Source organism: Pseudomonas sp. SWRI99, assembly GCF_014270125.1.
Taxonomy (GTDB): domain Bacteria; phylum Pseudomonadota; class Gammaproteobacteria; order Pseudomonadales; family Pseudomonadaceae; genus Aquipseudomonas; species Aquipseudomonas hamedanensis.
In genome coordinates, this window is sequence record NZ_JABWQR010000023.1 from 1 (window position 1) to 23,725 (window position 23,725).

The 23,725-nt window shown below is 58.7% G+C and carries 23 protein-coding genes; 7 read left to right on the top strand and 16 right to left on the bottom strand.

Annotated features, from left to right (window positions below; translation table 11 throughout):
* From HU743_RS18690 to HU743_RS18705, 4 genes are all read left to right on the top strand, one after another.
* On the top strand, positions 1-728 hold a 728-nt coding region (locus tag HU743_RS18690; protein ID WP_186650450.1), incomplete at its 5' end, for an RHS repeat-associated core domain-containing protein.
* Between the two features lie 6 nt (positions 729-734).
* Positions 735-1,133, top strand: coding sequence for a hypothetical protein (locus tag HU743_RS18695; protein WP_186650452.1), 399 nt, complete (start codon positions 735-737; stop codon positions 1,131-1,133).
* Positions 1,123-1,578 (top strand): hypothetical protein, encoded by a 456-nt coding sequence (locus tag HU743_RS27220; protein WP_238351758.1) that lies wholly within the window; start codon positions 1,123-1,125, stop codon positions 1,576-1,578. The genes HU743_RS18695 and HU743_RS27220 overlap by 11 nt, the downstream gene beginning before the upstream one ends.
* Entirely contained in the window at positions 1,579-1,995 is a 417-nt protein-coding gene (locus HU743_RS18705; protein WP_186650454.1) for a hypothetical protein, read from the top strand.
* Between the two features lie 134 nt (positions 1,996-2,129).
* Here HU743_RS18705 and HU743_RS18710 read toward each other — a convergent pair whose 3' ends face one another.
* Together HU743_RS18710 and HU743_RS18715 are read right to left on the bottom strand one after the other, a co-directional pair.
* Complete coding sequence (locus HU743_RS18710) at positions 2,130-3,920, bottom strand: bifunctional diguanylate cyclase/phosphodiesterase (protein WP_186650456.1); 1,791 nt, start codon at positions 3,918-3,920, stop codon at positions 2,130-2,132.
* A gap of 118 nt (positions 3,921-4,038) precedes the next feature.
* Entirely contained in the window at positions 4,039-6,123 is a 2,085-nt protein-coding gene (locus tag HU743_RS18715; protein WP_186633671.1) for a carboxy terminal-processing peptidase, read from the bottom strand.
* Positions 6,124-6,261: 138 nt separating this feature from the next.
* Between HU743_RS18715 and HU743_RS18720 the strand changes: the two genes are divergently transcribed.
* Positions 6,262-7,224, top strand: a complete 963-nt coding sequence (locus HU743_RS18720; RefSeq protein WP_186650458.1) for a zinc-binding dehydrogenase — start codon at positions 6,262-6,264, stop codon at positions 7,222-7,224.
* Positions 7,225-7,338: 114 nt separating this feature from the next.
* On the opposite strand, the gene HU743_RS18725 is transcribed toward HU743_RS18720, so the two are convergent.
* The 6 genes from HU743_RS18725 to HU743_RS18750 form a co-directional block, all read right to left on the bottom strand.
* Positions 7,339-7,992, bottom strand: coding sequence for an HAD family hydrolase (locus HU743_RS18725; protein WP_186552487.1), 654 nt, complete (start codon positions 7,990-7,992; stop codon positions 7,339-7,341).
* A 113-nt stretch (positions 7,993-8,105) separates the two neighbouring features.
* Positions 8,106-9,095, bottom strand: a complete 990-nt coding sequence (locus HU743_RS18730) for an ABC transporter ATP-binding protein (protein WP_186650460.1) — start codon at positions 9,093-9,095, stop codon at positions 8,106-8,108.
* On the bottom strand, positions 9,092-9,892 hold the full coding sequence (locus HU743_RS18735) for an ABC transporter permease (protein ID WP_186650462.1): 801 nt from the start codon (positions 9,890-9,892) through the stop codon (positions 9,092-9,094). Before HU743_RS18735 ends, HU743_RS18730 begins: the two co-directional genes overlap by 4 nt.
* Positions 9,879-10,715, bottom strand: coding sequence for an ABC transporter permease subunit (locus tag HU743_RS18740; RefSeq protein WP_186552493.1), 837 nt, complete (start codon positions 10,713-10,715; stop codon positions 9,879-9,881). Before HU743_RS18740 ends, HU743_RS18735 begins: the two co-directional genes overlap by 14 nt.
* Before the next feature lie 5 nt (positions 10,716-10,720).
* Positions 10,721-11,527, bottom strand: a complete 807-nt coding sequence (locus HU743_RS18745; protein ID WP_186650464.1) for an alkaline phosphatase family protein — start codon at positions 11,525-11,527, stop codon at positions 10,721-10,723.
* 180 nt (positions 11,528-11,707) lie between these two features.
* Positions 11,708-12,775, bottom strand: coding sequence for an ABC transporter substrate-binding protein (locus HU743_RS18750; RefSeq protein WP_186552483.1), 1,068 nt, complete (start codon positions 12,773-12,775; stop codon positions 11,708-11,710).
* A 350-nt stretch (positions 12,776-13,125) separates the two neighbouring features.
* Between HU743_RS18750 and HU743_RS18755 the strand changes: the two genes are divergently transcribed.
* The gene (locus HU743_RS18755; protein WP_186650467.1) at positions 13,126-13,839 is read left to right on the top strand and encodes a UTRA domain-containing protein; all 714 of its coding nucleotides are present in this window, start codon (positions 13,126-13,128) and stop codon (positions 13,837-13,839) included.
* A 525-nt stretch (positions 13,840-14,364) separates the two neighbouring features.
* Here HU743_RS18755 and HU743_RS18760 read toward each other — a convergent pair.
* From HU743_RS18760 to minC, 8 genes are all read right to left on the bottom strand, one after another.
* Entirely contained in the window at positions 14,365-15,699 is a 1,335-nt protein-coding gene (locus tag HU743_RS18760; RefSeq protein ID WP_186650468.1) for an amidohydrolase, read from the bottom strand.
* Positions 15,700-15,763: 64 nt separating this feature from the next.
* Entirely contained in the window at positions 15,764-17,917 is a 2,154-nt protein-coding gene (locus HU743_RS18765; protein WP_186650471.1) for a mechanosensitive ion channel domain-containing protein, read from the bottom strand.
* A gap of 74 nt (positions 17,918-17,991) precedes the next feature.
* On the bottom strand, positions 17,992-18,168 hold the full coding sequence (locus tag HU743_RS18770; RefSeq protein WP_186552479.1) for a hypothetical protein: 177 nt from the start codon (positions 18,166-18,168) through the stop codon (positions 17,992-17,994).
* A gap of 264 nt (positions 18,169-18,432) precedes the next feature.
* Positions 18,433-19,722: a M18 family aminopeptidase gene (locus HU743_RS18775; RefSeq protein WP_186551919.1), complete on the bottom strand. Its 1,290-nt coding sequence runs from the start codon at positions 19,720-19,722 to the stop codon at positions 18,433-18,435.
* 248 nt (positions 19,723-19,970) lie between these two features.
* Positions 19,971-20,606, bottom strand: coding sequence for an RluA family pseudouridine synthase (locus tag HU743_RS18780; protein WP_039763788.1), 636 nt, complete (start codon positions 20,604-20,606; stop codon positions 19,971-19,973).
* Between the two features lie 91 nt (positions 20,607-20,697).
* Positions 20,698-20,952 (bottom strand): cell division topological specificity factor MinE, encoded by a 255-nt coding sequence (gene minE, locus HU743_RS18785; RefSeq protein ID WP_003223146.1) that lies wholly within the window; start codon positions 20,950-20,952, stop codon positions 20,698-20,700.
* Positions 20,952-21,764: a septum site-determining protein MinD gene (gene minD / locus HU743_RS18790; protein ID WP_007913953.1), complete on the bottom strand. Its 813-nt coding sequence runs from the start codon at positions 21,762-21,764 to the stop codon at positions 20,952-20,954. The genes minE and minD overlap by 1 nt, the downstream gene beginning before the upstream one ends.
* A 169-nt stretch (positions 21,765-21,933) precedes the next feature.
* Complete coding sequence (gene minC / locus HU743_RS18795; protein ID WP_186551917.1) at positions 21,934-22,671, bottom strand: septum site-determining protein MinC; 738 nt, start codon at positions 22,669-22,671, stop codon at positions 21,934-21,936.
* Between the two features lie 116 nt (positions 22,672-22,787).
* On the opposite strand from minC, the gene HU743_RS18800 reads away from it, so the two are divergent.
* Positions 22,788-23,720: a lipid A biosynthesis lauroyl acyltransferase gene (locus tag HU743_RS18800; protein ID WP_186650474.1), complete on the top strand. Its 933-nt coding sequence runs from the start codon at positions 22,788-22,790 to the stop codon at positions 23,718-23,720.
* Positions 23,721-23,725: the final 5 nt, after the last annotated feature.

A 23,725-nucleotide genomic window follows, 5' to 3' on the forward strand; every position in this document is an offset into this window, starting at 1 on the left:
CGCTGCGCTTTCAGGGGCAGTACTTCGATGCGGAAAGCGGGCTGCATTACAACCGGCATCGGTATTACGACCCGAGGTTGGGAAGGTATCTGACGCCGGATCCGGTGAAGCTTGCGGGTGGGTTGAATCAGTACCAGTACGTGCCGAATCCGACGGGGTGGGTGGATCCGTTGGGGTTGACGTCCAGTTGTCCGCCGCCGAATAAGCCTGGGTGTGCGGTGCCGGGTGGGATTGGTGGGGCTAAGGTTGATGAGGGTGAGCCTGCGCTGCCAGCTCCGATACTAAATGCCAAGGATGCTGCGAAAAAAGAAGTTGTGAGGCTCAACGATAGTCAGGGAATGCATATGGTCGGGAAGCATGGGCCTGAGCTGCCGGACGAAAAATTTAAAAAAAGAGCAATCGATGGTACTGACCCAATCACGGGAAAACTGAGGAGTGGAAAGCATGCTGGCCAAGGCAATCCAAGTTCAAGGTTCTATAGTTGGGAGATAATGCTTAAAGCATATGTTCTCGCTACGACACGGGTTGAAAAAGGACTTCCAAGGTTCACCGGAACGGATTCGCAAGGAGCTAAGGTGGTGAGGATGAGGCTCCCTGATACAGGAGAAGGATATGTACCAAATCCGAAGTCTAAGGATAATCCTAAGCTTATTAGCGGCATGGGAGGATTTGAAATGAAATTTGATCCCGTGACTAAAAAACCGTTTACACTTTTTCCAATAAAGTAGGTGTTTATGTTTGTTGATCCTGAAACGATGCTGCCTTATGTCCCGACTCCTGCTTACTTTTTGTGTGGGTTTGATGTTTATGATCGGGAAGAAACCTTGGGCGAGGAGCTTGAGAAATATGATCCTGACAGTCCCGCTGATAGAGAGATTTTGATATTTAAGTACTGCCTGCCTGTAAGCAGAACCTGTGAGCAAAAATTGCTACTGTTCAAATGTTTGGAGGCAGCGCTGCTAGATAGTGATTATGATTTTGGGTCGTTTTTTAAATATGATTACGAGGCATGTTCATCATTTCCTGATGGTTGGGATGAAATGGTAAGTCCGAGAGCTTTCTTTGAAGATATCCATCGAATTATTGTTATCGAATGGGCGGATGACATTCAGAAGGCTAATCATGAGAGCTAAGCAGGTCGATAAAGTGGGTCTATCATCGAAACTTCGGTTTATTTGGAAAATTATCAAGATGACCGTAATGCGAAAAAGTGTACGAGAGGTTCATCAAGCCGAGGAGGTTGTTCTCGGGCAAAGACAGGCCAACGAGGTGTCCTCCGATAAAATCGAAAAATTTCGAGCGGTGCATAGCTCTCGCTTTTTGAGTCATAAAGCACAGTTAAACGCATATAACGAAGCGATGACAAGAGAAGGCAGAAAAATGTCCAGATTCACTGGAGAGGATGCTAAAGGCAATTTGGTAGTGAGAATGGAGGCAGAAAATATAGGCGAAGGATATGAACCCAACCCTTCAGATCCAAATGATCCACGCTACATCCCTCAAATGAATGGGTTCGAAATGAGGTTCGATTTCGAAACGCTGAAACCTTGGGCTCTTTATCCGATAGAGAAAGTATAAATGTTGATGCATCCTTATCTTAATATTCCATACTGCCCTCGTTTGGATCATTTTCTTGGTGGGTTTGATATATATGATCGCGAGGAGAGTCTTGGCGAAGAATTGGCGCTATATGATCCTGAATACTCTCCAGATAGAAAGATCTTAATAGCTAGATATGTCGTGAAACGATTTTCTAAGCTGAGTTATCGGCACAAATTTGTGTTAGTGGGTGTTTTAAAGAAAGCTCTAGACGGTGATGGGGATATCTTGGCTCAGATACTGCAACATGATCCATTTTCACATTCCGTTCTACCCGATGGTTGGGATGAAATGAAGAGTCCAAAAGCGTTTTTTGAAGAGATGTACGTTATTTTGTCGGATGAGTGGAGTAATGAGTTGAATGAGGCCGGTGCCGAGGACTTTTCTACTTGGTAACATATTTTTCTGGGTGTGACTTGAAAGTTTATGTGGTTGAAGTCATTTGTGACGAGGTTTTAACGAAAGAATAGGTTTGTAAAAAGACTAGTCGTTAGTATGCAGCTTCGCTGAGAAAATTTGTTTTTGGTGCTTCATTGATGTCCAAGTGAAAGTTTACCTTTTTGACGATCACTGCATAGACTATCAATCACATGAACACTAAACCCCACAACACTCTTCGCATGATGCTTCGCCTGTGACGCCATCTCCGCAAGCTGGCTGGCATCAAGCGCTGCGCAAGCTTCAGGTCGCAAATGCACCACCCCAATCGATAACGACAACAACGCAAATTCCTGCCGCACCCCCTGTCGGTTCGGAGCAACAAAGCGTCCTGCCTCCAGATGCTCGGGCCGATAAAACCGGCGGCATTGGCTCTGAAAGTCGTCGAGTAGTTGGTTAAGGCGTTTGCGCCAGTCTTCCGGGCCGAGGACGAGGAGGAAGTCGTCGCCGCCGATGTGGCCGACGAAGTCGCGGGTGGGGTCGACGCGCTCGTTCAGGCATTGCGCGAGGCATAGCAGGACTTCGTCGCCGCGACCGTAGCCGTAGATGTCATTGAAGGGTTTGAAGCTGTCGATGTCGACGTAGCAGATGATCGATTCGCGGGCCTGTTGCAGCAATCGCGTCAGGCACTGCTGAATGGGCACGTTGCCCGGCAGTAAGGTCAGTGGATTGGCGTACCGCGCCTGCTGGATTTTCAGTTCAGTGATCAGTTTGAGTACGTCGATGACCCGGCCGAGGCCCAGGTAGCTGCCGTTGAGGGTGATGATGAAATCTTCTTCGATGCGCTGGCGGGCGCGGCTGGTGATGAGGCGGCTGACTTGTTGCAGCGACTGGCTCATTTCCACGGCGAGGAAATCGTCGTTCATCAGGCGGCTGATCGGTTTGCGGGCGAACAGGTCGGTGGCGAACGGTTTGAGCAAGGCGTCCGACAGGGAATGGCGATGGACGATGCCGCAGGGTTGGCCTTGTTCGTCGAGCACAGCGAGTGAGTTGAGGTTGGCCTGACGACGGAAGGCTTCCAGTACGGTGGCAGTCGGAATATTGCGCTGCACGGCCGGTTGGTCGTTGAGCAGGGCGCTGAGGTCACTGCCTTCATCGTTCAGCGCGACGGCGCTGCTGTCGTGTTTGGGCATCATGGCGCGAGCGTCGCGGGATGGGTGTTCCTGAGGGCGGCCGAGCAGGTAGCCCTGAACCAGATCGACGCCCATTTCAGTCAGCACCGCGAGTTCTTCCGGCAGTTCGATACCCTCGGCAATGACTTGCGCGCGGGACGCCTTGGCGATTTGCAGGATCGAACCGACGAATTCGCGCTTCAACGCGTCCTGATGAATGCCATCGATAAAGTGTCGATCAATCTTCACGTAATCCGGGCGCAGCTCGGACCACAAGCGCAGGCTTGAATACCCGGCGCCCAGATCGTCCAGCGCAATGGAAAAGCCCATCGCCCGATAGTGATGCAGGGCGGTTTGCAGTAACTGAAAGTCATCGATTGGTGTCTGCTCGGTGAGTTCGATCACCACTTGGCTTGGCGGAATACCGAAATCCTGCAGCAACTGCAACGTGCGTCCGGGTTGGTGCGCCGCTTCGAGTAAGGATTCCGGGGAGACATTGAGAAACAGCTTGCCCGGTAACTGCTGCTCGTTGAAGCGGCGGCAGGCGCTTTGGCGGCAGGCGATTTCCAGTTCGCTCAGTCGGCCGGCCTGACGCGCTACGGCGAACAGCGCAATGGGCGAGTGCAACGGGCTGTTGGACGGGCCACGGGTGAGGGCTTCGTAACCGAGGACGCGCCGTTCGGAGAGGCAGATGATCGGCTGGAACAGGCTGTGTAAGCCGCTTTGAGTCAGGATCGAGCTCAAGGCGCTCAGCTGTTCGGTCGTGGTCATGGCGATCTCTGGCGATAAAAAAAGGACTGGGAGCGTTGGCTCCCAGTCCTTTATTGCACGACAGAATGATGACTGTTTGATGACGATCCGCAGATCGCCAACACTAAATTGCCATCATTTACTTCTTGGCCACTTGGTTGCTCAGTTTCAGGTAGTCCAGCAGCACGCGCCCGGTTTCGCTCAGGTAGGCATCGTCTTCCGGTTTGACCTTGTCCGGCTCGGCGGCGGCCAGCGCGTCTTCGTCTTCTTTCTTCAGCTCTTTGAGCGGTTCTTCGCCTTTGGCCTTGCGACGGATGTTCTCCATTGCCAGTTGCTTGGCGTCGATGTCGGCGTGCTGGGCACGACGTTCGGCTTCATTGAGGCTGACGGTTTTTTCTTCCATCAGTTTTTGCGCCAGGGCCAGTTTGTCGCGGATGAACACGAACTCGGCATCCTTGTTGGTGCGCGCGTCATGTTCGGACTTCAACTGGGCCAGAAACGGCTTGAACGGGTCGGCCGCCGGTTTGATCGCCGCGCGGATGGTGTCCCACGGCATGGCTTCCGGCAGGGCGCTCTCGCCGATTTCCTTGGTGTCGATCAACGATGGATAGTCGATGTCCGGCAGCACGCCCTGGTGCTGGGTGCTCTGCCCGGACACTCGGTAGAACTTGGCCAGGGTCAGTTTCAGTTCGCCATGGTTCAGCGGCTGAATGGTCTGCACGGTGCCTTTGCCGAAGGTCTGGCCACCGATGATCAGCGCACGGTGGTAGTCCTGCATGGCACCGGCGAAGATCTCCGAAGCCGAGGCGGACAGCCGGTTGACCAGCAGTGCCATCGGGCCTTTGTAGAAGGCGCCCGGGTTTTCATCTTCGAGCACGTCGACACGGCCGTCGGCGTTACGCACGAGTACGGTCGGACCCTTGTCGATGAACAGGCTGGTCAGTTCGGTGGCTTCCTGCAGGGAACCGCCGCCGTTGTTGCGCAGGTCGATGACCACGCCGTCGACTTTGTCCTTCTGCAGTTCGGTCAGCAGCTTTTTGACGTCGCGGGTGGTGCTCTTGTAGTCAGGGTCACCGGCACGGAACGCCTTGAAGTCGAGGTAGAAGGCCGGGATTTCGATCACGCCAAGTTTGTAGTCCTTGCCGTCCTGTTTCAGGTTGAGGATCGACTTTTTCACCGCCTGGTCTTCGAGCTTCACCGCTTCACGGGTGATCGGCACGATCTTGGTGGTCTGGTCGTTCGGCGCATTGCTCGCCGGAATCACTTCCAGGCGCACGACGGTGCCTTTCGGGCCGCGAATCAGCTTGACCACTTCGTCCAGACGCCAGCCGACCACGTCGACCATTTCCTTGTTGCCCTGGGCAACGCCGATGATCTTGTCGGCCGGGGCGACTTGCTTGGTTTTGTCAGCCGGACCTGCTGGTACCAGACGCACGACCTTCACTTGGTCGTTGTCGCTCTGCAACACGGCGCCGATGCCCTCGAGGGACAGGCTCATGTTGATGTCGAAGTTTTCCGCATTATCCGGTGACAGATAATTGGTGTGCGGATCGTAGGACATGGCGAAGGTGTTGATGTAGGCCTGGAAGATGTCTTCGGCACGGGTCTGATCCAGGCGCGCCAACTGGTTCTTGTAGCGCTTGGTCAGGGTTTCCTGGATCTGCTTCGGCTCTTTGCCGGCGATCTTCTGGCGCAGCACCTCGTCCTTGACGCGTTTGCGCCACAGGTCGTCGAGTTCGGCGGTGGACTTGAGCCACGGCGCGTCCTTGCGATCGATCAGCAAGGTCTCCCTGGTGCTGAAGTCCATCTTGTCGACGCCTTTGTTCAGCTCGGCAAGGGCGAAGTCCAGGCGCGCCTTGACGCGGTCCAGATAGCGCTTGTAGATGGTGAACCCGGCGTTGAGATCGCCGCTCTTGAGGAAGTCGTCGAACTGGGTTTTCCACTTGTCGAATTCAGCGATGTCGCTGGCCATGAAGTAGCTGCGCGACGGGTCGAGCAGCTTGATGTAGCTGTCGTAGATGATCACCGAGCGCGCATCGTCGAGCGGCGGCTTGCTGTAGTGGTGACGCTTGAGCAACTCGACGACGTTCAGGCTGGCGATGACTTCATCGCGATCAGGCTGCAACTTGTCCCAGCTGTTGGCTGCGAATGTGGTGCCCGACACCGGCAACAGACCGATACCGATGAAAAGAGCGAGGGCGGTGCTGGGGAGCAGATGCTTCATGCTGATTCGACGCGGGGACAATTGATAACGCATATTAGGCCGTCTTTGAAGTCGCCGGTTCTTTGAGATCCGGTCGCATAATGCAAAAAGCCCGGCGCTACCGCTTCGGGCTCAGTCCAGACTCACTATGGAGGCACTGTGAAGGCATTGCAAGGCGTTGAAGGTCAAGTGGCATGGGTTGAAGAGCCGAGTCCTACGTGCGATGTAGGACAAGTCCGCATCCGCGTGGCGGCAGCAGGCCTCAATCGTGCCGATTTATTGCAAAAGGCGGGGCTTTATCCTCCACCGCCAGGCGCCAGCCAAGTGCTCGGTCTTGAGTGTTCCGGGGTGATCAGCGAGGTCGGCGCGGGCTCGTCCTGGCAGGTCGGCGATCGGGTTTGCGCCTTGCTGGCCGGGGGCGGCATGGCTGAGGAAGTGGTTGTCGACGGGCGGCACGTGTTGCCGATTCCCGAAGGCGTTTCGCTGATCGAGGCGGCGGCATTGCCTGAGGTTTACGCAACAGTCTGGCTGAATGTGTTTCAGCTTGCGGCGCTCAAACCGGGTGAGAAAGTTCTCTTGCACGCTGGCGCCAGTGGAATCGGTTCAGCCGCCATTCAGCTGTGCAAGGCCTTTGGCAACCCCTGCTGGGTCAGCGTCGGGTCGGCCGAGCGTCTGGCTTACTGCGAGTCGTTGGGCGCGCAGGGCGGTGTGCTGCGCACTGACGATCTGGAAAGCCTGCGCGATTTAGGTCCGTTCGATGTGATCCTCGATCCGGTCGGCGGCGACTATTCAGCGCTGAATCTGAAACTGGTGGCGCTGGATGGACGCTGGGTGTTGATCGGCCTGATGGGGGGGCGTGAGGCGAAACTGGATCTGGCGCAGGTGTTGGCCAAGCGCGTGCAACTGCTCGGTTCGACGTTGCGCAGCCGCAGTGATCAGTTCAAGGCGGATCTGCTGAGCGATCTCGGCCAGCAGGTGTGGCCGTTGTTTGCGGAAGGGCGGTTGCGTCCGCAACTGGCCAAGGCGTTTGCGGTGAGGGACGCCGAGGCGGCGTTTGCCGAGTTGGCGAGTAACACCGTGGCAGGCAAGTTGGTGTTGGTGATTGACGAGAGACTGAGCTGACAACACAAAGCCACTGTGGGAGCGGGCTTGCTCGCGAATGCGGAGTGTCAGGCAACATATTCGTCGCTGAAAGACCGCTTTCGCGAGCAGGCTCACTCCTACATTGGATCTGTGTCACTTCCAGAGATGGATTGGCCAGCCGGATTTTTCTGCCTGCTCGAGCAGCACCGGGTCCGGGTTGACCACGTGCGGGAAATCGACTTTCAGCAGCAACGGCAGATCATTGCGTGAGTCGGAATAGAAACTCGCGCCCTCCAGGTTCTCTTCTTCGGCGTCCAGCCATTCCAGCAAGCGAGTGATCTTGCCTTCGCGGTAGGTCAGGGTGCCGACGGTATTACCGCTGTACACGCCATGGGCGACGTCCAGTTCGATGGCCAGTACCTCATCGATCCCCAGGCGTTCGGCGATCGGCTTGACCAAGTGCGTACCCGACGCCGAGATCACCAGGATCCGGTCGCCGGCCTTGCGGTGCGCGGCGATGGTTTTGGTCGCGTCGCTGAAGATGATCGGTTCGATGAAATCTTCTACCCATGGGCCAACCAGGTGCTCGATTTCTGCCGGCGTGCGGCCGATCAGAGGTTCAAGGCTGAAGGCCATGTAGTCCTCCATCGCCAGGTGGCCGCGGCCGTAGGCGTCCATCAATTCCTTGTCGCGCTGCATGAACGATTCGCCATCGACCCAGCCGAGGCGGACCATTTGCTCGCTCCAGAGCGAGGAGCAGTCGCCGTGGATCAACGTTTCGTCCAGATCAAAAATTGCCAAAGCCATCGGGTTCTCTCCGAGAACAGCTGCGAAGCTCCAAGCTTCGAGCTGCAAGAATTAAAATCACGTGCACCGCAGTCTACAGCTTGAAGCTACTAGCTCGAAGCTTGCAGCTGCTTTCAGGCTACCTGGCACAACGCCGTCGGATCGATGGAAAGTGCCAGGCGCTGTCCGTCGGGGTGCAGGTCGGCGGCCGAGCGGTTGAGTACATCGACCACCAGTTCGACGCCGCGCGCCTCGATGCGATAACGAATGACGTTGCCGAGCAGGCTGTGGCTGCGTACTCGCGCGTCGAGGTCGCCGTTGAGGCTCAGTTCGATAGCCTCCGGGCGGATGGCGATGCGGTGGTTGATCGGCCGCTGCAACAGCTTTGAAGCGGCCTCGGCGTCGAGCAGATTGTAGTTGCCAATGAAGCCGGCGGCGAACACATCGACCGGTGCGGTATAGAGGGTTTCGGCATCGCCGCTTTGTACGATCTTTCCCTGATTCATCAGGAAAATCCGGTCAGACATGGTCAGCGCTTCTTCCTGATCGTGGGTGACAAAAATGGTTGTCAGGCCGAGTTCGCGCTGGATCTGGCGGATCTGTTCGCGCAAGTGTTTACGAATCCGCGCGTCGAGTGCCGACAGTGGCTCATCCAGCAGCAACAGGCGCGGGCGGGTCACCAGCGAGCGGGCGAGGGCGACACGCTGGCATTGACCGCCAGACAATTGATGCGGGTAGCGTTTGGCGAAGTCGTGCAGTTCAACCAGTTTCAATACCTCCACCACGCGCTTGTGGCTGTCATCGGTATTGACCTTTTGCATGCGCAGGCCGAAGGCGACGTTCTGTTCGACGGTCATGTTGGGAAACAGCGCATAGCTTTGAAACACCATGCCGATGCCGCGTTTCTGCGGACTCAACGGCACGATATCGACGCCATCCAGCAGGATTTGCCCACCATCCACCGGCGTCAGCCCGGCGATGCAACGCAACAGGGTCGACTTGCCGCACCCGGATGGGCCGAGCAGGGTAACGAACTCGCCTTTGTTGATTTCGCAATCGATATCGCTGAACACGGTGGTGCCCGCATAGCTTTTTTGCAGGTGTTGGACGCTGACGTAGCTCATTCGCTTTTGTCCTTGTTCAAGATGTTGGCGATCCAGGTCAGGACCAGCACGAAAAAGAAATACGAAATGACCAGCGCGCTGGTGAAGTGACCGCTGCTGTTGCGCATGTTGTTCAGGTAAACCTGCAGGGTTTCGTAACGTGTGCCGACGAGGATGTTGGCAAACACGAACTCACCAAAAAGGAACGAGAACGACAGCAGCAACGCCACCATCAGGCCCTTGCGCAGATTGGGCAGCACCACCAGGAATGCAGCCTGAAAGGTGCTGGCGCCGAGCAGTTGCGCGGCGTCCATCAAGTCGCGCAGGTTGATTGCTTGCAGGTTGTTGGTGATTGCGCGGTACATGAACGGCAGCGCCACGGTGAAGTAGCAACCGATCAGAATCCACGGCGTGCCGATCATCGCCATCGGCCCGGAACCGTAGAGCTGCAACAGTCCCACCGAGGACACCACGGGCGGCACCGCGAAGGGCAGCAGGATCAGGATGTTCATCAGCGCATCGAGTTTCGGGAAGTGATAGTGCACGACGAACAGCAATGGCAGGATCAACACCACCGACAGCAGCAAAGCGCCGACACAAACGATCAGTGACTGGCCGAAGGCGTGCAGAAAGCGCGGATCGCTCCACAGCTGCAAGTACCATTTGAAAGTGAAGCCGCTGGGCAGAATGGTCGCCGACCAACTGCTGGCGATCGAATAGATCAGCGTGCCCACCAGCGGCAGCAACAGGATGGCGAACAGCAGGTAGACCACGACGCGGTGGTAGAGGCCGGCCGGGCCGGATTCAGCGCGAGACATGGTAGCTCCTCTTCAGCAGCAGTTGATGCACAACGGTGACGATGGTCATCAGCGCCACCAGCACCACGGCCAAGGCGCTGGCCAGGTTCGGGTCGAGAGAGATGTCCCCGGAAACCATCGCTGCAATACGAATCGGCAGGACGTTGAAGTTGCCGGTGGTCAGCGCATAAACCGTCGCGTAAGCGCCGAGGGCGTTTGCGAGCAGGATCACGAACGTGCCGAGCAAGGCCGGAGTCAACACCGGCAGGCCGATGTGCCGCCAGAACTGCCAGCCGTTGGCCCCAAGCAACGCGGCGGACTCGCGCCAGTCTTCACGCAAGGCGTCGAAAGCCGGGTAGAGCAGCAGCACGCCGAGGGGAATCTGGAAGTAGGTGTAGAGAATGATCAGCCCGGTTTTCGAGTACAGGTTGAAGTCCTGAATGATCCCTGACTGTTTCAGCATGATGGTGATGCTGCCGTTGAAACCGAGCAGGATGATGAAGGCGAAGGCCAGGGGCACGCCTGCGAAATTGCTGGTCATGTTGGCGAAGGCGTTCACAAAGTTGCGCAGTTTCGAGTCGACGCGACGCAACGAGTACGCGCCGAGCACGGCGATGATGATGCCGAATACGCTCGACCAGAAACTGATCTCGAGGCTGTACTGGATCGCCTGCAAATAAAACTTCGAACTGAAGATTTTGCTGAAGTTGGCGAAGCCCCAGCCGAACTCTTCCGATTGCAGGCTGTTGATCATCACCCAGACCAAAGGGGCGATTTCGAAGACGATAAAGAACAGTGCGAAGGGCACCAGACACAGGGCTGCGAGCCATTTGCCGCGAATCATTGAATTCACTTGAGCAGCTCCCGGCACACAGGCTTGTCGTGGGGCACGCCGAGCAGTTCGCAGACGGTGCCGCAAAGCTCGGTCTGCTTCGGCGCCGCGTCGGCGTTCAGGCTGAAAGCACTGCCGAGGACGAACAGCGGCACCTGACGCTCTTCTGGCAGCAGGCCGTTGTGCGAGCGGTCGTTGTTCATGCCGTGGTCGGCGGTCACCAGCACTTGATAGCCGCTGTCGAGCCAGGCATGCAGATAGTCGGCAAGAATGATGTCGGCCGAGCGGGCGCTGTTGCGGTACTGCGCAGAGTCGAGGCCGTGTTTGTGCCCGGCATCATCGATGTTCATCGGGTGGACCAGCAGGAAATTCGGTGCGTGGCGCAGGCGCAGGTTTTCCGCGTCGGCGAACAGGTGAGAATCCGGATAGTGGTCGTTCCAGTAAAAATGGCCGTGCTGGATTGGCAGCGACGGATCGTCGGTGTGGCGATCGCGTGCGGCGACGAATGGCGAGCGGTTGTACAACTCGCTGACCCAGTGGTACGCCGCCGCGGCGGTTTTCAGCCCGGCATCGCGGGCGTAATGGTAGATGCTGCGTTGATTGGAGAGGCGCGAGACATTGTTGTGGACGATACCGCTATCGATCGGCGGTACGCCGGTAAGAATGCATTCGTAAAGCGGTCGGGACAGGGCGGGCAGTTCGCACTCCAGCTGATAGAGCGCCGCGCGTCCTGCGCCAACATAAGCCTGCAGATGCCCCATGGCGTGACGCGCAACCTCGTGGTTGAGGCCGTCGAGCACGACAAGGATGACGTTGTGCTTCATAGGGGCAAAAACTCCGCGAAACAGGAAATTTCAGATTCAACCCGGGTCCCTTTGTAGGAGTGAGCCTGCTCGCGATAGCGGTTGAACATTCAACACAGTGTTGACTGAACTACCGCTATCGCGAGCAGGCTCACTCCTACAGGGAATCTCCAGCGGATCACGCAATGGTGATCAGCCGCTTTATTTCATCTCGACAATAACCTCTTCGTTCCACTGCTGCGGCAGGGCTTTGGAGGTCTTTTCCCACGCATCGGCGTCTTTGATCGGCGTGACTTTTTTGTACTGCTCGTTCGGCAGCAGCTTGGCCTTCACGTCTTCCGGCAGTTGCAGATGCTCGGCGCGGATCGGGCGGGCATTGCCGCGGGCAAGGTTGGTCTGGCCGGCGTCGCTGAAGATGTATTCGCGGGTCAGCTTGGCGGCATTAGGGTTTTTTGCGTACTTGTTGATGATCGTGGTGTAACCGGAAATCACCGAGCCGTCAGACGGGATCAGCACCACGTAGTCATCAGGGTTAGCCATCTTGGCCTTGTAGCTCAGGCCGTTGAAGTCCCAGACCACGCCGACTTCGATTTCGCCTTTTTCCATGGTGGCGATGGTCGGGTTGGCCATCGACAGACGACCCTGTCTGGCGATGTCAGCGAACAGCAGCAGGGCAGGTTTGATGTTTTTCTCGTCGCCACCGTTGGCCAGAGCAGCAGCCAGTACGCCGTTTGCGGCCTGGGCGGCGGTGCTCACGTCGCCGATGGAGACTTTATATTTGCCGCCCTTGAGGTCGGCCCATTTGGTCGGTACTTCGGAGCCGTGCAGCAACTTTTTATTGACGATGAAAGCGATGGTGCCGGTGTAGGCCAGCGCCCAGTTGCCGTCCTTGTCCTTGGCCCAGTCGGGGATTTGATCCCAGGTGCTTGGCTTGTACGGCTGCACCACGCCTTGCTTGACCGCGATCGGGCCGAAGGCGGCACCGACGTCGCCGATGTCGGCGGTGGCGTTGTCCTTCTCGGCGGCGAACTTGGCGATTTCCTGGGCCGAACTCATGTCGGTGTCGATGTGTTTAAGGCCGTACTTTTGGGCCAGATCCGCCCAGGTGCCTTTCCAGTTGGCCCAATCATCGGGCATGCCGACGCTGTTGACGGCGCCTTCCGCCTTCGCAGCGGCTTCGAGGGTTTTCAGGTCGGTGTCAGCCGCCATGGCGGCGCTGCACATAGCAATGGTCGAGCCTAACAGTGTTGCCAGGAAAAGCTGTTTCATTCCGAAGCTCCTTGGTCGTGTTCAACGCTGCGATTGCGGTTTGTGTTGGTCTAGGTCAGCAATACCTGAGCCAATTTAAGGGCGCTGGATGACACTTTGATGTCGAGGGCCTGTTTGCGGGGCTCTTGCTTGCCCGGTGTCGGCAGGTGCCAGATAAGCGTAGACCATGCTCAAGCCACGGCAGACAAGGGACTTGGCCGATGTATTGCAAGTCGTGAGCAAGACCGTTGAGCCGTTTTGTCATCTGTTGTTCATCTACGCTGCCTAGGCTTGCAACAGACGAAAACGGTTCATTTACCGGTCGGTCTTGCCCTGAAACAGTGCTGGTCTAGTCCAGATAGGTAACGTTGATGCGTGATGAGGCAACCAAAGCGGTGACAGCGATTGGCCAGGTGTTGCAGGAGCAGCTCGATCATGGCTTGTTGGCAGCGGGCAGTAAGTTGCCGGCCGAACGCAAGCTCAGTGAGCTGTTTGGCACGACGCGAATCACTGTGCGTGAGGCGTTATTGCAACTGGAGGCGCAGGGGCAGATTTATCGCGAGGAGCGGCGCGGCTGGTTCGTTTCGCCGCCGCGTCTGGCCTATAACCTGATGCAGCGCAGCCACTTTCACGCGATGGTCAGTGCACAGGGGCGCGAGCCTTCGACGGAGGTGATTTCGGCGCGGTTGCAACCGGCTTCGGCGGCGGTCTGCGCGTGGTTGCAGTTGCCGGCGTTGTCGAGCGTGATTCAGATTTGCCGGTCGCGGCGGATTGACGGGCGTCTGGTGTTGTATGTGGAGCACTATTTGAATCCGCAGTTTTTTCCGGGGATTCTGGCGTTGGATTTGAATCAGTCGATTACCGAGTTGTATGCCCGGCATTACGATTTGCACTATGGGCGGGTGCGGTTCGAGATTGTTCCGACTTCATTGTCGGTGGATGCGGCGGCGGCTTTGCGGGTGTCGGTGGGGAGTCCGGGGTTGCGGATTGCGCGGGTCAATTATGATCAGCATGGGCGGTTGATCGATTGTGATCTGGAGTTTTGGCGCCATGATGCGATTCACGTAGGGGTTGATGTGGTTTGACCTTGGCGGCCTTTGGGCCGACCAGGTTCATTGGGTTTTGTGGGGATATCCGTTTTTTGCGGTGCTACCGCTGGCGATTTCGCCCTTACGGCGAGGCACTTTTTCCAGACGCCGAAAAAGTACCCAAAAAGGCTTTGCCCTGACGTTCGGCCCGCTCGCTGGGGCTCGGGGTGCCTTCGCTACGGGATTGTTCCGGGCGCAGCGTCTCCGGTTTGCTTCGCTGCACCTCCTCTCGCTGTGTTTGGCTGCGCCAAACGGTCGCTGCGCTCCCACGCCCGGATCAATCCCTCCGCTCAGCCTGCCGACGGGCGCTGAGCTCAAGATCAAGAGCCTTACTCGAGCTAACGCTCATTGTGTTGAGTGGTGAGAAGCAAAAGCGGTCTGCTTTGCTCTGGTTTGCTCTTCTGTGGGAGTGAGCCTGCTCGCGATGGCGGCCTGTCAGCCCAGCCATTTTTGACAGGCTGCACACGGTTCAAATGTGGGAGCGGGCTTGCTCGCGAAGAGGCCCGCGAAGTCACCCCGTCTCTATTTGCCCACCCCCGCATTCGCATACAAATAATCCGTCGCCAACGAAGCCAGTGTCCTGACCCCGACTACCAACGCCGACTCGTCCACGAAGAACCCGGGATTGTGATTGGGCGCGGCCTTGCTCATGTCTTGATCTCTCGGGGTGACGCCCAGAAACACAAACAACCCCGGCGCTTCCTTGGCAAAAAACGAAAAGTCTTCAGCGCCGCCCACCAGCGGCCCTTGCACCACGTCGTCCTTGGCGGCCCATTTCAGGGTGGGCAGCATTTTTTCCGTCAGCGCCGGGTTGTTAATGGTCGGGTCGTATTTTTCGATGATGGTCACATCGGCTTTTGCGCCGCCGCTTTCGGCGATTTTTTCAACGGTCTGGCGGACGTCGGCGTGCAGTTTCTGGCGGATGCCATAGTCGTAGGAGCGGATTGTCCCGGTCATGTCGACCGATTCGGGGATGATGTTGTAACGCGTCCCGCCATTGATGGTGCCGATGCTCACCACCGAGGGATATGAGGAGATGTCGGTGCGGCGGCTGACCACGGTTTGCAGGCCGACCAGGGTTTGCGCGCCGACGGTGATCGGGTCGATGCCGTCCCAGGGGCGGCCGGCGTGGGTTTGTTTGCCGAGGATTTTGATGCGCAGGTCGTCGGAGCTGGCCAGGGTCGGGCCGGGGCGGTAGGCGATCTGGCCGGCGGGGATGCCGGCCCAGACGTGCAGGCCGAAGACCGCGTCGGGTTTTGGCGATTTCATCACGCCTTCCTGCACCATCATTTTGGCCCCCCAGGTGTTTTTGCCGTCGGGGATGAAATCGCTTGGGCCTTCTTCGGCGGGCTGGAAATAGAACACCACGGTGCCGGGCAAGGTCTCGCGCATGCCCGTCAGAATTTTCGCGGCACTGAGCAGGATCGCGGTGTGGGCGTCATGGCCGCAGGCGTGCATGACGTCGACTTCCTTGTCCAGATAAGTGCCCTTGGCTTTCGAGGCGAATGGCAGGTTGGACACTTCTTTGACTGGCAGGGCGTCCATGTCGGCGCGCAGGGCGACGGTCGGGCCGGGCAGGGCGCCCTTGAGGGTGGCGACCACGCCGGTGCGGGCGACACCGGTTTTCACCTCAAGGCCCATTGCCTCGAGTTGCTTGGCGACCAGCTCGGCGGTGCGTTTTTCAGTGTTGCCGAGTTCCGGGTGGGCGTGCAGGTCGCGACGGGTTTCCAGCAGTTGCGGCTCCAGCTTCTGCGCCTGTTCGGCAATTTCCGAGCGGGTGCTTTCCAAAGTGGCAGCGCCGGCGTGGCCTGCGATCAGGCTGAGCAAAACGGTCTGGGCAATGCGCGTCAGTTGCATCGGATTCTCCTTGATTATTGTTGTCGGGCTTCCTTGCCTGTGACTGCGGCGGCGCGCTTGAGTGCTATTCCTTTGGCTGACCGCCACCGGCTGTGATCACTTGTACGCTCATGCGCGGCGTTGCCAGATCCAGCCCGGCTTCATCCAGATGTCGTTTCAAAGACAGATTGAAAGCCCGGGACACTTCCCACTGCTTGATCGGCGCGGTCTTGAACCGTGCGCGCAGGATCGCGCTGCCGGATTCGAAACTCTCTACACCCTGAATTTCCAGTGGCGACCAGATGTTGCGTCGCTGCAACGGGTCGGTGCGCATTTTCTGGCCGACTTCGCGCATCAGTTTGATCGCGTCGTCAATTTCCATGTTGTACGGCACCGCGACGCGGAAGATTGCGTAGCCGAATTCCCGCGAGTAGTTCTTGATGCTTTTGATTTCGCTGAACGGAATGGTGTGGACGATGCCGTCGATGTCGCGCAGGCGCACGGTGCGAATGGTCAGGCCTTCGACGGTGCCGAGGTGGCCGCCGACATCGACGTAATCATCAATGGCCAGCGAGTCCTCGATGATGATGAACAGCCCGGTGATCAGGTCGGCGACCAGCGACTGCGCACCAAAACCAATGGCCAGACCGATCACACCGGCACCGGCCAGCAGCGGCGTGACGTTCATGCCCATATTCGCCAGCGCGACGATCAACGCGATGATGAAAATCGCCACGAACAGGACGTTGCGGATCAGCGGCATCATCGTCTGCGCGCGAGCATTGGCCAGGCCTTTGCGTGAGCGGGTGAGGGCGTGGTGCACGGCGGTGTCGGCGAGGATCCAGATCAGCCAGGAGAAAATCAGCGTGCCGATCAGGCTGAACAGCTTGACGCTGATGTCATGACCTTCGCCGTCGGCAAAGGCGATCAGCGACTGGCCCCAGACGCGCAGGCCCAGTTCGATGAACAGCAGCCACACCAGCAGGTGCGCGAGGGTGTAGAAGAAGTTTTTCAGTCGCTCCGAGTACAGCGCATGACGTTTCGGCCCGCGTTGCGGCTTCAGCGAATGGCGACGCACGAGGCCGTTGATGACCATGCACAAGACCAGCAAAACCGTGCAGATCAGTGACTGGCGCAACGCCGTGCTGGTGTCGCCGGCGGAGACGAAGGTGGCGAACAGCGAGACGCCGACCAGCACCAGCGCCGGTACGTACCAGAAGGTCCCAAGAATTTCGATGGTGTCGCTGAGGGCGCGACGCGTCAGGCGTCGAGACAACGGCTGGTTGCGGATCAAATGCGCGATCGGTCGGCGGAAGCGCAGAATGAACAGCCCGGTCGAGAGGGCGGCGAGTACATTGGCGGTGGTCGCCGCGGTATGGGCCAGGTGTACGCCCAGGCTTTCGATCAGGCGCGGATCGCTCAATGCCTCGCCGAACGCGGCAAAGCTGCCGATTAGCCACAACGGTCGAAAAGCCTGATGGCGCAGGATGTACAGCGCGCGATGGCGGTGCGGGCCGTCGAGCAGGGAAAAGGCAATCACGCAGATCGCCGAGAAACAGGTGCCGACCACCAACGCATAGGCCAATACCATCGCCAGGCTCTTGCCCAATGACGAGGGCAGCGCATAGCTCATGTAGACGGTCATCACCAGCGCGATCAGCCACGGTCCGAGCTTGCGCAACGCGAAGCGCAGCATGTCGAGGGCCTTGGGGTGTTGCGGCAGTTCTTCGGTGAGACCGAAGCGCAGGCGCACGCGGTGACCCAGCCAGATCAGGGCGGCAGCGAGCAGGCTCCACAGCATCAGAATCATGGCGAAGCCGAAGATGATCGGCAGCCATTCGTTGGCCGGCAGCAACATGCCGGTCAGTTCGTCCTTGGCCAGATCGATCTCGTTGGACCAGCGGGTGATCGGGCTGTCGGCGCCGGAAAACTGTTTTTCGAAGTTGGCCAGGGTGCCGCCGATCAGGCCCAGCACACCTTCTTCCGGCGCGGCCTGGGCTTGTTTCGTAGCGTCGCGCAGCTTCTTCAGGTCGCTGAGCAGTTGTGCGCGTTGCTTGTCGTTTTCCAGCGACTTGATGACTTCATCCAGCGACTGACCGAGGGGTTCCTGGGCTTCTGGTTGCGGCTTGGAAGTATTGAGCAGGCCGGGCAAACCGACCGCTTGTGCGGGCGCCAGCGGCAGCAGCGTCATCAGGCAGACAAGAAACAGACCGGGCAAAGCGAAAAGACGAGCAAACACCAGAGGACAACCTCGCGAGGGGCGGATGCGCTGGAGTGTACGAGGCCCTATGGCGCAATGCGAGCCGGGCTCGGTCATTCGTTCAGTTTGGCGAGGATCTTGTAGACCACGGTGGCGAGGATCATCAGCATGCCGACCCACATGGCGAAGACACCGGCGTTCTTGTCACGGAAATTGAAGCCGATGGCCAGCAGGATCATCCCCGAGAGAATCGGGACGAGCATGGCGTGGAAGGAGGACATCGAAATCATGGAGACGGCCTTGTCTGAATGGATGATGTGAGTCTAGGCGGCTTTCTTGCGCAGGGTGTAATGCGTATCGCAATGAATCAATTCGGTCTTGTGGCGAGGGAGCTTGCTCCCGCTCGGCGGTCTTGTGGCGAGGGAGCTTGCTCCCGCTCGGCGGCGCAGCCGTCGTAGATCCGTGAACCACGATCATGCTGGCTCGCCGCATCCCCAGGTTTCAGGGCCGCTACGCGGCCCAGCGGGAGCAAGCTCCCTCGCCACAAAGGTGCCTCAGGGCAATTCACGACTGGCATAGAACGCGCTGAGCACTTTGACCAGGTGCGCCAGGTCATGGCTGCCGCACAGTTCGCGGATCGAGTGCATGGCGAAGGTCGGCAGGCCGATGTCGACGGTGCGCACGCCCAGATGACTGGCAGTGATCGGGCCGATGGTCGAGCCGCAGCCCATGTCGCTGCGCACCACGAAGCTCTGCACCGGGACTTCCTCGGCCATGCACAGATGGCGGAAGAAACCGGCGGTTTCGCTGTTGGTGGCGTAGCGCTGGTTGCTGTTGACCTTGATCACCGGGCCGGCGTTGAGTTTCGGGCCGTGGTTGGCGTCGTGCTTTTCGGCGTAGTTGGGGTGCACGCCGTGGGCGTTGTCGGCCGAGACCAGCAGGGATTTCTGGATGGTGCGGACGAACTCGTCACCGTCCGGCAGCACGCGGCGCAGGGTCTGTTCGAGCATCGGGCCGTCGGCGCCGCAGGCCGAGCAGGAGCCGACCTCTTCGTGGTCGTTGCACACCAACACGCAGGTTTCGTCGGTTTCGGCGGTGAGCAAGGCTTGCAGGCCGGCATAGCACGACAGCAGGTTATCCAGGCGTGCACCGGCAATGAAGTCGCCGTTCAGACCAATCACCGCAGCGCTTTGCGTGTCGTAGAAACTCAGCTCGTAATCGAGCACCACGTCGGCGTTCAGGCCGTGTTCGCGGGCCAGTTGATCGGTGAGCACCGCGCGAAAGTCGACACGCTCGTCACCGGCGAACTGCGCGAGGATCGGCGGCAACTCGGTCTGGGCATTGATCGCCCAGCCCTGATTGGCTTCACGGTTGAGGTGAATCGCCAGGTTGGGAATGATCGCGATTGGCGCCTTGAAGTCGATCAACTGGCTTTCGACCTTGCCGTCACGGCGGAAGGTTACACGGCCGGCCAGCGACAGGTCGCGGTCGAACCACGGCGCCAGCAGCGCGCCGCCGTAAACTTCGACGCCCAGTTGCCAGAAGCCCTGGCGCTGCAATTCCGGCTGCGGCTTGACCCGCAGGCAGGGGCTGTCGGTGTGTGCGCCGACCAGACGGATGCCGCCGTGCAAGGGCGAGTTGCGGCCCATTTTGATCGCGACGATCGAGGAATCATTACGGGTGACGTAGTAGCGGCCGTTGGCCTCGGTGGTCCAAGGCTCGCGCTCGTCGAGGCGCACGTAGCCGGCGGCCTCCAGGCGTTGAACGAGACTGGCGGTGGCGTGGAACGGGGTAGGGGAGGCCTTGAGAAAATCGATCAGGCCCTGGTTCAACTCTGCGCGCATAAGAAACTCCAGACAGCAATGGGCGGGAGTTTAACGTATTGGCCGGACAATTGAATCCGATGCAGATCCTTGTGGGAGCTGGCTTGCCAGCGATTGCGGTCTTGAAGCCGGCCGATCATTGTCAGGCTGACGCAATTCAATGTGGGAGCGGGCTTGCTCGCGAAGGCGGTGTATCAGGAGCACGCGGGTTGACTGACACATTGCTTTCGCGAGCAAGCCCGCTCCCACAGTTTTGATCGCGTTGGCCGTCAAAACGGCGCCGGGCACTCGAAGCGCAGGCGTTCGCCGGTCTGCGGATGGGTGAAGCTGAGCATGCTCGCGTGCAGGCACAGACGTGGCCAGGCCGCCAGCGCCTGCTCGTGGGCATAGAGCCCGTCACCGAGCAGCGGATGGCCAATCGACAACATGTGCACGCGCAATTGGTGCGAACGGCCGGTGATCGGCGTCAGCTCGACGCGACACCAGTCGCCGCAACGCTCCAGTACCTTCCAGAACGTCAGCGCATGTTTGCCGAATTCATGATCGACCACATGGCGTGGTTTGGTCGGCGGGTCGTAACGCAGGGGCAAATCGATGCTGCCGCTGTCCAGTTCCGGCTGACCCCAGGCCAGCGCGGTGTAGGCTTTTTCGGTTTCGCGGTCATGAAACTGCCGCGACAGTTCGCGATGAGTGTCGGCATCGCGGGCCAGCAGGATGATGCCGGAGGTTTCCCAGTCCAGGCGATGGACGATGCGCGCTTCCGGGTAACCGTTTTCCTGCAGGCGGGTGATCAGGCAGTCCTTGTTGTCGTCGGCGCGACCGGGCACCGAGAGCAGCAACGTCGGTTTGTCGACCACCAGTACGGCGGCGTCCTGATGGATGATGCGGATGTTGGACAGCGGCATTAAAACAGCCTCGTAACAAATGCCAACGGCGGCTCAGGGCCATTCCACAAGGGGAATGGCCCTGAGCCGCCGTCGTACCTGCCGGATCGACTCAGCGATCGGGCAGGGTGATGTTGAGTTCCAGAATCGAGCAACTGCCCTGGCTTTCCAGTGCAACGTGTACGTCGTCGTTGCCGATGTTGACGTACTTGCGGATCACGTCGACCAGTTCCTTTTGCAAGGCTGGCAGGTAATCCGGCGTGCTGCGCTGGCCGCGCTCATGCGCCACGATGATCTGCAGACGCTCTTTCGCTACCGAGGCGGTACTTGGCTTTTTGTTGGCACGAAAGAAGTCAAAAAGGTTCATTACCTACCTCCAAACAGGCGCTCGAAGAATCCCTTCTTCTCGACATCGAGGAATCGGTGGGCTTTTTCTTTGCCCAGCAAGCGGTCGACGGTATCGCTGTACGCCTGACCGGCATCGCTCTGGTCGTCGAGAATCACTGGCACGCCCTGGTTGGAAGCCTTGAGCACGGCCTGAGATTCCGGGATCACGCCGAGCAGGGTCACCGAGAGGATTTCCTTGACGTCTTCAACGCCGAGCATCTCGCCCTTTTCAACACGCTCCGGGTGGTAGCGGGTGATCAGCAGGTGTTCCTTGATCGGGTCTTCGCCACGTTCGGCGCGGCGCGATTTGCTCGCCAGCAGGCCGAGCATGCGGTCCGAGTCACGTACCGAGGAGACTTCCGGGTTGGTCACGACAATCGCTTCATCGGCGAAGTACATGGCCAGGTGCGCGCCTTTCTCGATGCCCGCCGGGGAGTCGCAGACGACGAACTCGAATTGTTCCTTGAGCTCCATCAGGACTTTTTCCACGCCTTCGACGGTCAGTGCGTCTTTGTCGCGGGTCTGGCTGGCGGCCAGCACGTAAAGGTTTTCCAGGCGCTTGTCTTTGATCAAGGCCTGTTGCAGGTTGGCTTCGCCGTTGACCACGTTGACGAAGTCATACACTACGCGGCGCTCGCAACCCATGATCAGGTCGAGGTTACGCAAGCCCACGTCGAAGTCGACGATCACTGTTTTGTGGCCGCGCAGAGCGAGGCCGGTACCGATAGCGGCGCTGGTGGTGGTCTTACCCACACCACCCTTGCCGGATGTAACCACGAGAATCTTGGCCAAGGTGTTTCACCCCTAAGGAAGAAGGACTGTTCAGCCCCTGAAAAACATCTCTTGAAAACTACTGCAGTCGGACAGCCTTGGCTGGAATTTGGCTTTTGGCCTTTTTCCTACTTCGTTTGAGCCGTTTTCGCTACGTTTTAGAGATGCTTGGAAAATGCGGCAGTATCCGTTAAAGCCGAATGATGTTCAACACGTCGCCCGACAGGCTGACCTGGACGCCCGAGCCCCACATCGGATCGCGACGCAAATCTTCGGAGACCTTGTAATGCCCGGCGATGGAGATCAGTTCAGCGCTCAATTGCTGGCAGAAAATCCGTGCCTTGGTGTCACCTTTGACGCCGGCCAGCGCCCGGCCACGCATCGGACCGTATACATGGATGTTGCCATCGGCGAGAAGTTCCGCCCCCGGACTGACCGAAGAGACCACCACCAGATCGCCACCCTGGGCATAAATCTGCTGGCCACCACGTACTGGCGTGGTGATCACGCGGGTCGGTTTGACGGTCGGCTCAGGCGGTTTTTCCGGTTTCTTTTTGACTTCGGCTTCGGGCATTTCCAGCGGTCGCTCGCGGGCGCCCGAGGGCGGCAGCACGGGGATGTCGATGGCGATGGCGGCGGCGATGTCTTCGATGCGACTGGCGCGAATCGCCAGGGTGCGCAGGCCATGCTGGCGGCAGACGCGCATCAGTCCCGGCAAGTCGACGGCGCCCTGATTGGGCGGCAGTTTGTCCAGCGCCAGGACCAGCGGTGCATTGCTGAAAAAATTAGGCGCCTGGGCGACTTTCGCGGCCAATTGCCGATCGAGGCTTTCGAGGTCGTTACGGGCCAGTTCCAGCACAGTGATGGCCAGCATGCTGCCCTTGAGCTGGAATACGGGATCTTGGTCTAACGGGTCGGTTTGGCTCATGTCGGCATACAACGGCTTGTCACTAAAAGTGCCGAGACTTATAACGAGAACGCCCGCGGGCCGCAAGCCGGGTCGAACGATGTAGAATGCGCGGCCACTGTATTTACGGAAGCTTTATGGATCGCCCGCGTTTTCGAAAAGCATTTCTCTCGCCACGCTTCTGGCCGCTCTGGTGCGGCCTGGGGCTTCTGTGGCTGATCGTGCAATTGCCGTATCCGGCGCTACTGACCATCGGTCGAGTTCTGGGGGCATTGATGTATCGCGTGGCCGGCGACCGACGGGCCATTGCCCGGCGCAATCTCGAATTGTGCTTCCCGGAAAAATCCGCCGCCGAGCGCAAACGCCTGCTCAAGGAAAACTTTGCCTCCACCGGCATCGCCTTTTTCGAGATGGCGATGAGCTGGTGGTGGTCCCGCGAGCGCCTGGCGAAGCTGGCCCATGTCGAAGGCCTGGAGCATTTGCAAAAGGCTCAGCGCGAAGGCAAGGGCGTGATTCTCATGGCGGTGCACTTCACCACCCTGGAAATCGGCGCGGCCCTGCTCGGCCAGCAACACACCATTGATGGCATGTACCGCGAGCACAAGAATCCGTTGTTCGACTTCATTCAGCGCCGTGGCCGTGAGCGGCATAACCTCGATTCCCTCGCAGTGGAGCGCGACGACGTGCGCGGCATGCTCAAGTTGCTGCGCGCCGGCCGGGCGATCTGGTACGCACCGGATCAGGACTACGGCGCCAAGCAGAGCATCTTTGTGCCGCTGTTCGGCATCCAGGCCGCGACCGTGACGGCGACGACCAAGTTTGCCCGTCTGGGCAAAGCGCTGGTGGTGCCGTTCACTCAGGAGCGTCTGGCCGATGGCAGTGGTTATCGGTTGGTGATTCACCCGCCGCTGGAGGATTTCCCCGGTGAGAGCGAAGAAGCCGATTGCATCCGCATCAATCAGTGGGTCGAGAGCGCTTTGCGCGCCTGCCCCGAGCAGTACTTGTGGGCGCATCGCCGCTTCAAGAGCCGTCCACCGGGCGAACCGAAGCTGTACCCGAAACGCGGTTGATTCAC

Bases quoted from the DNA above. Each gene is read 5' to 3' on its own strand.
- HU743_RS18695 (WP_186650452.1), top strand. From the start codon at position 735: ATGTTTGTTGATCCTGAAACGATGCTGCCTTATGTCCCGACTCCTGCT.
- HU743_RS27220 (WP_238351758.1), top strand. From the start codon at position 1,123: ATGAGAGCTAAGCAGGTCGATAAAGTGGGTCTATCATCGAAACTTCGG.
- HU743_RS18705 (WP_186650454.1), top strand. From the start codon at position 1,579: ATGTTGATGCATCCTTATCTTAATATTCCATACTGCCCTCGTTTGGAT.
- HU743_RS18710 (WP_186650456.1), bottom strand. From the start codon at position 3,920: ATGACCACGACCGAACAGCTGAGCGCCTTGAGCTCGATCCTGACTCAA.
- HU743_RS18715 (WP_186633671.1), bottom strand. From the start codon at position 6,123: ATGAAGCATCTGCTCCCCAGCACCGCCCTCGCTCTTTTCATCGGTATC.
- HU743_RS18725 (WP_186552487.1), bottom strand. From the start codon at position 7,992: ATGGCTTTGGCAATTTTTGATCTGGACGAAACGTTGATCCACGGCGAC.
- HU743_RS18730 (WP_186650460.1), bottom strand. From the start codon at position 9,095: ATGAGCTACGTCAGCGTCCAACACCTGCAAAAAAGCTATGCGGGCACC.
- HU743_RS18735 (WP_186650462.1), bottom strand. From the start codon at position 9,892: ATGTCTCGCGCTGAATCCGGCCCGGCCGGCCTCTACCACCGCGTCGTG.
- HU743_RS18740 (WP_186552493.1), bottom strand. From the start codon at position 10,715: ATGATTCGCGGCAAATGGCTCGCAGCCCTGTGTCTGGTGCCCTTCGCA.
- HU743_RS18745 (WP_186650464.1), bottom strand. From the start codon at position 11,527: ATGAAGCACAACGTCATCCTTGTCGTGCTCGACGGCCTCAACCACGAG.
- HU743_RS18750 (WP_186552483.1), bottom strand. From the start codon at position 12,775: ATGAAACAGCTTTTCCTGGCAACACTGTTAGGCTCGACCATTGCTATG.
- HU743_RS18755 (WP_186650467.1), top strand. From the start codon at position 13,126: ATGCGTGATGAGGCAACCAAAGCGGTGACAGCGATTGGCCAGGTGTTG.
- HU743_RS18760 (WP_186650468.1), bottom strand. From the start codon at position 15,699: ATGCAACTGACGCGCATTGCCCAGACCGTTTTGCTCAGCCTGATCGCA.
- HU743_RS18770 (WP_186552479.1), bottom strand. From the start codon at position 18,168: ATGATTTCGATGTCCTCCTTCCACGCCATGCTCGTCCCGATTCTCTCG.
- HU743_RS18775 (WP_186551919.1), bottom strand. From the start codon at position 19,722: ATGCGCGCAGAGTTGAACCAGGGCCTGATCGATTTTCTCAAGGCCTCC.
- HU743_RS18780 (WP_039763788.1), bottom strand. From the start codon at position 20,606: ATGCCGCTGTCCAACATCCGCATCATCCATCAGGACGCCGCCGTACTG.
- minE (WP_003223146.1), bottom strand. From the start codon at position 20,952: ATGAACCTTTTTGACTTCTTTCGTGCCAACAAAAAGCCAAGTACCGCC.
- minC (WP_186551917.1), bottom strand. From the start codon at position 22,671: ATGAGCCAAACCGACCCGTTAGACCAAGATCCCGTATTCCAGCTCAAG.
- HU743_RS18800 (WP_186650474.1), top strand. From the start codon at position 22,788: ATGGATCGCCCGCGTTTTCGAAAAGCATTTCTCTCGCCACGCTTCTGG.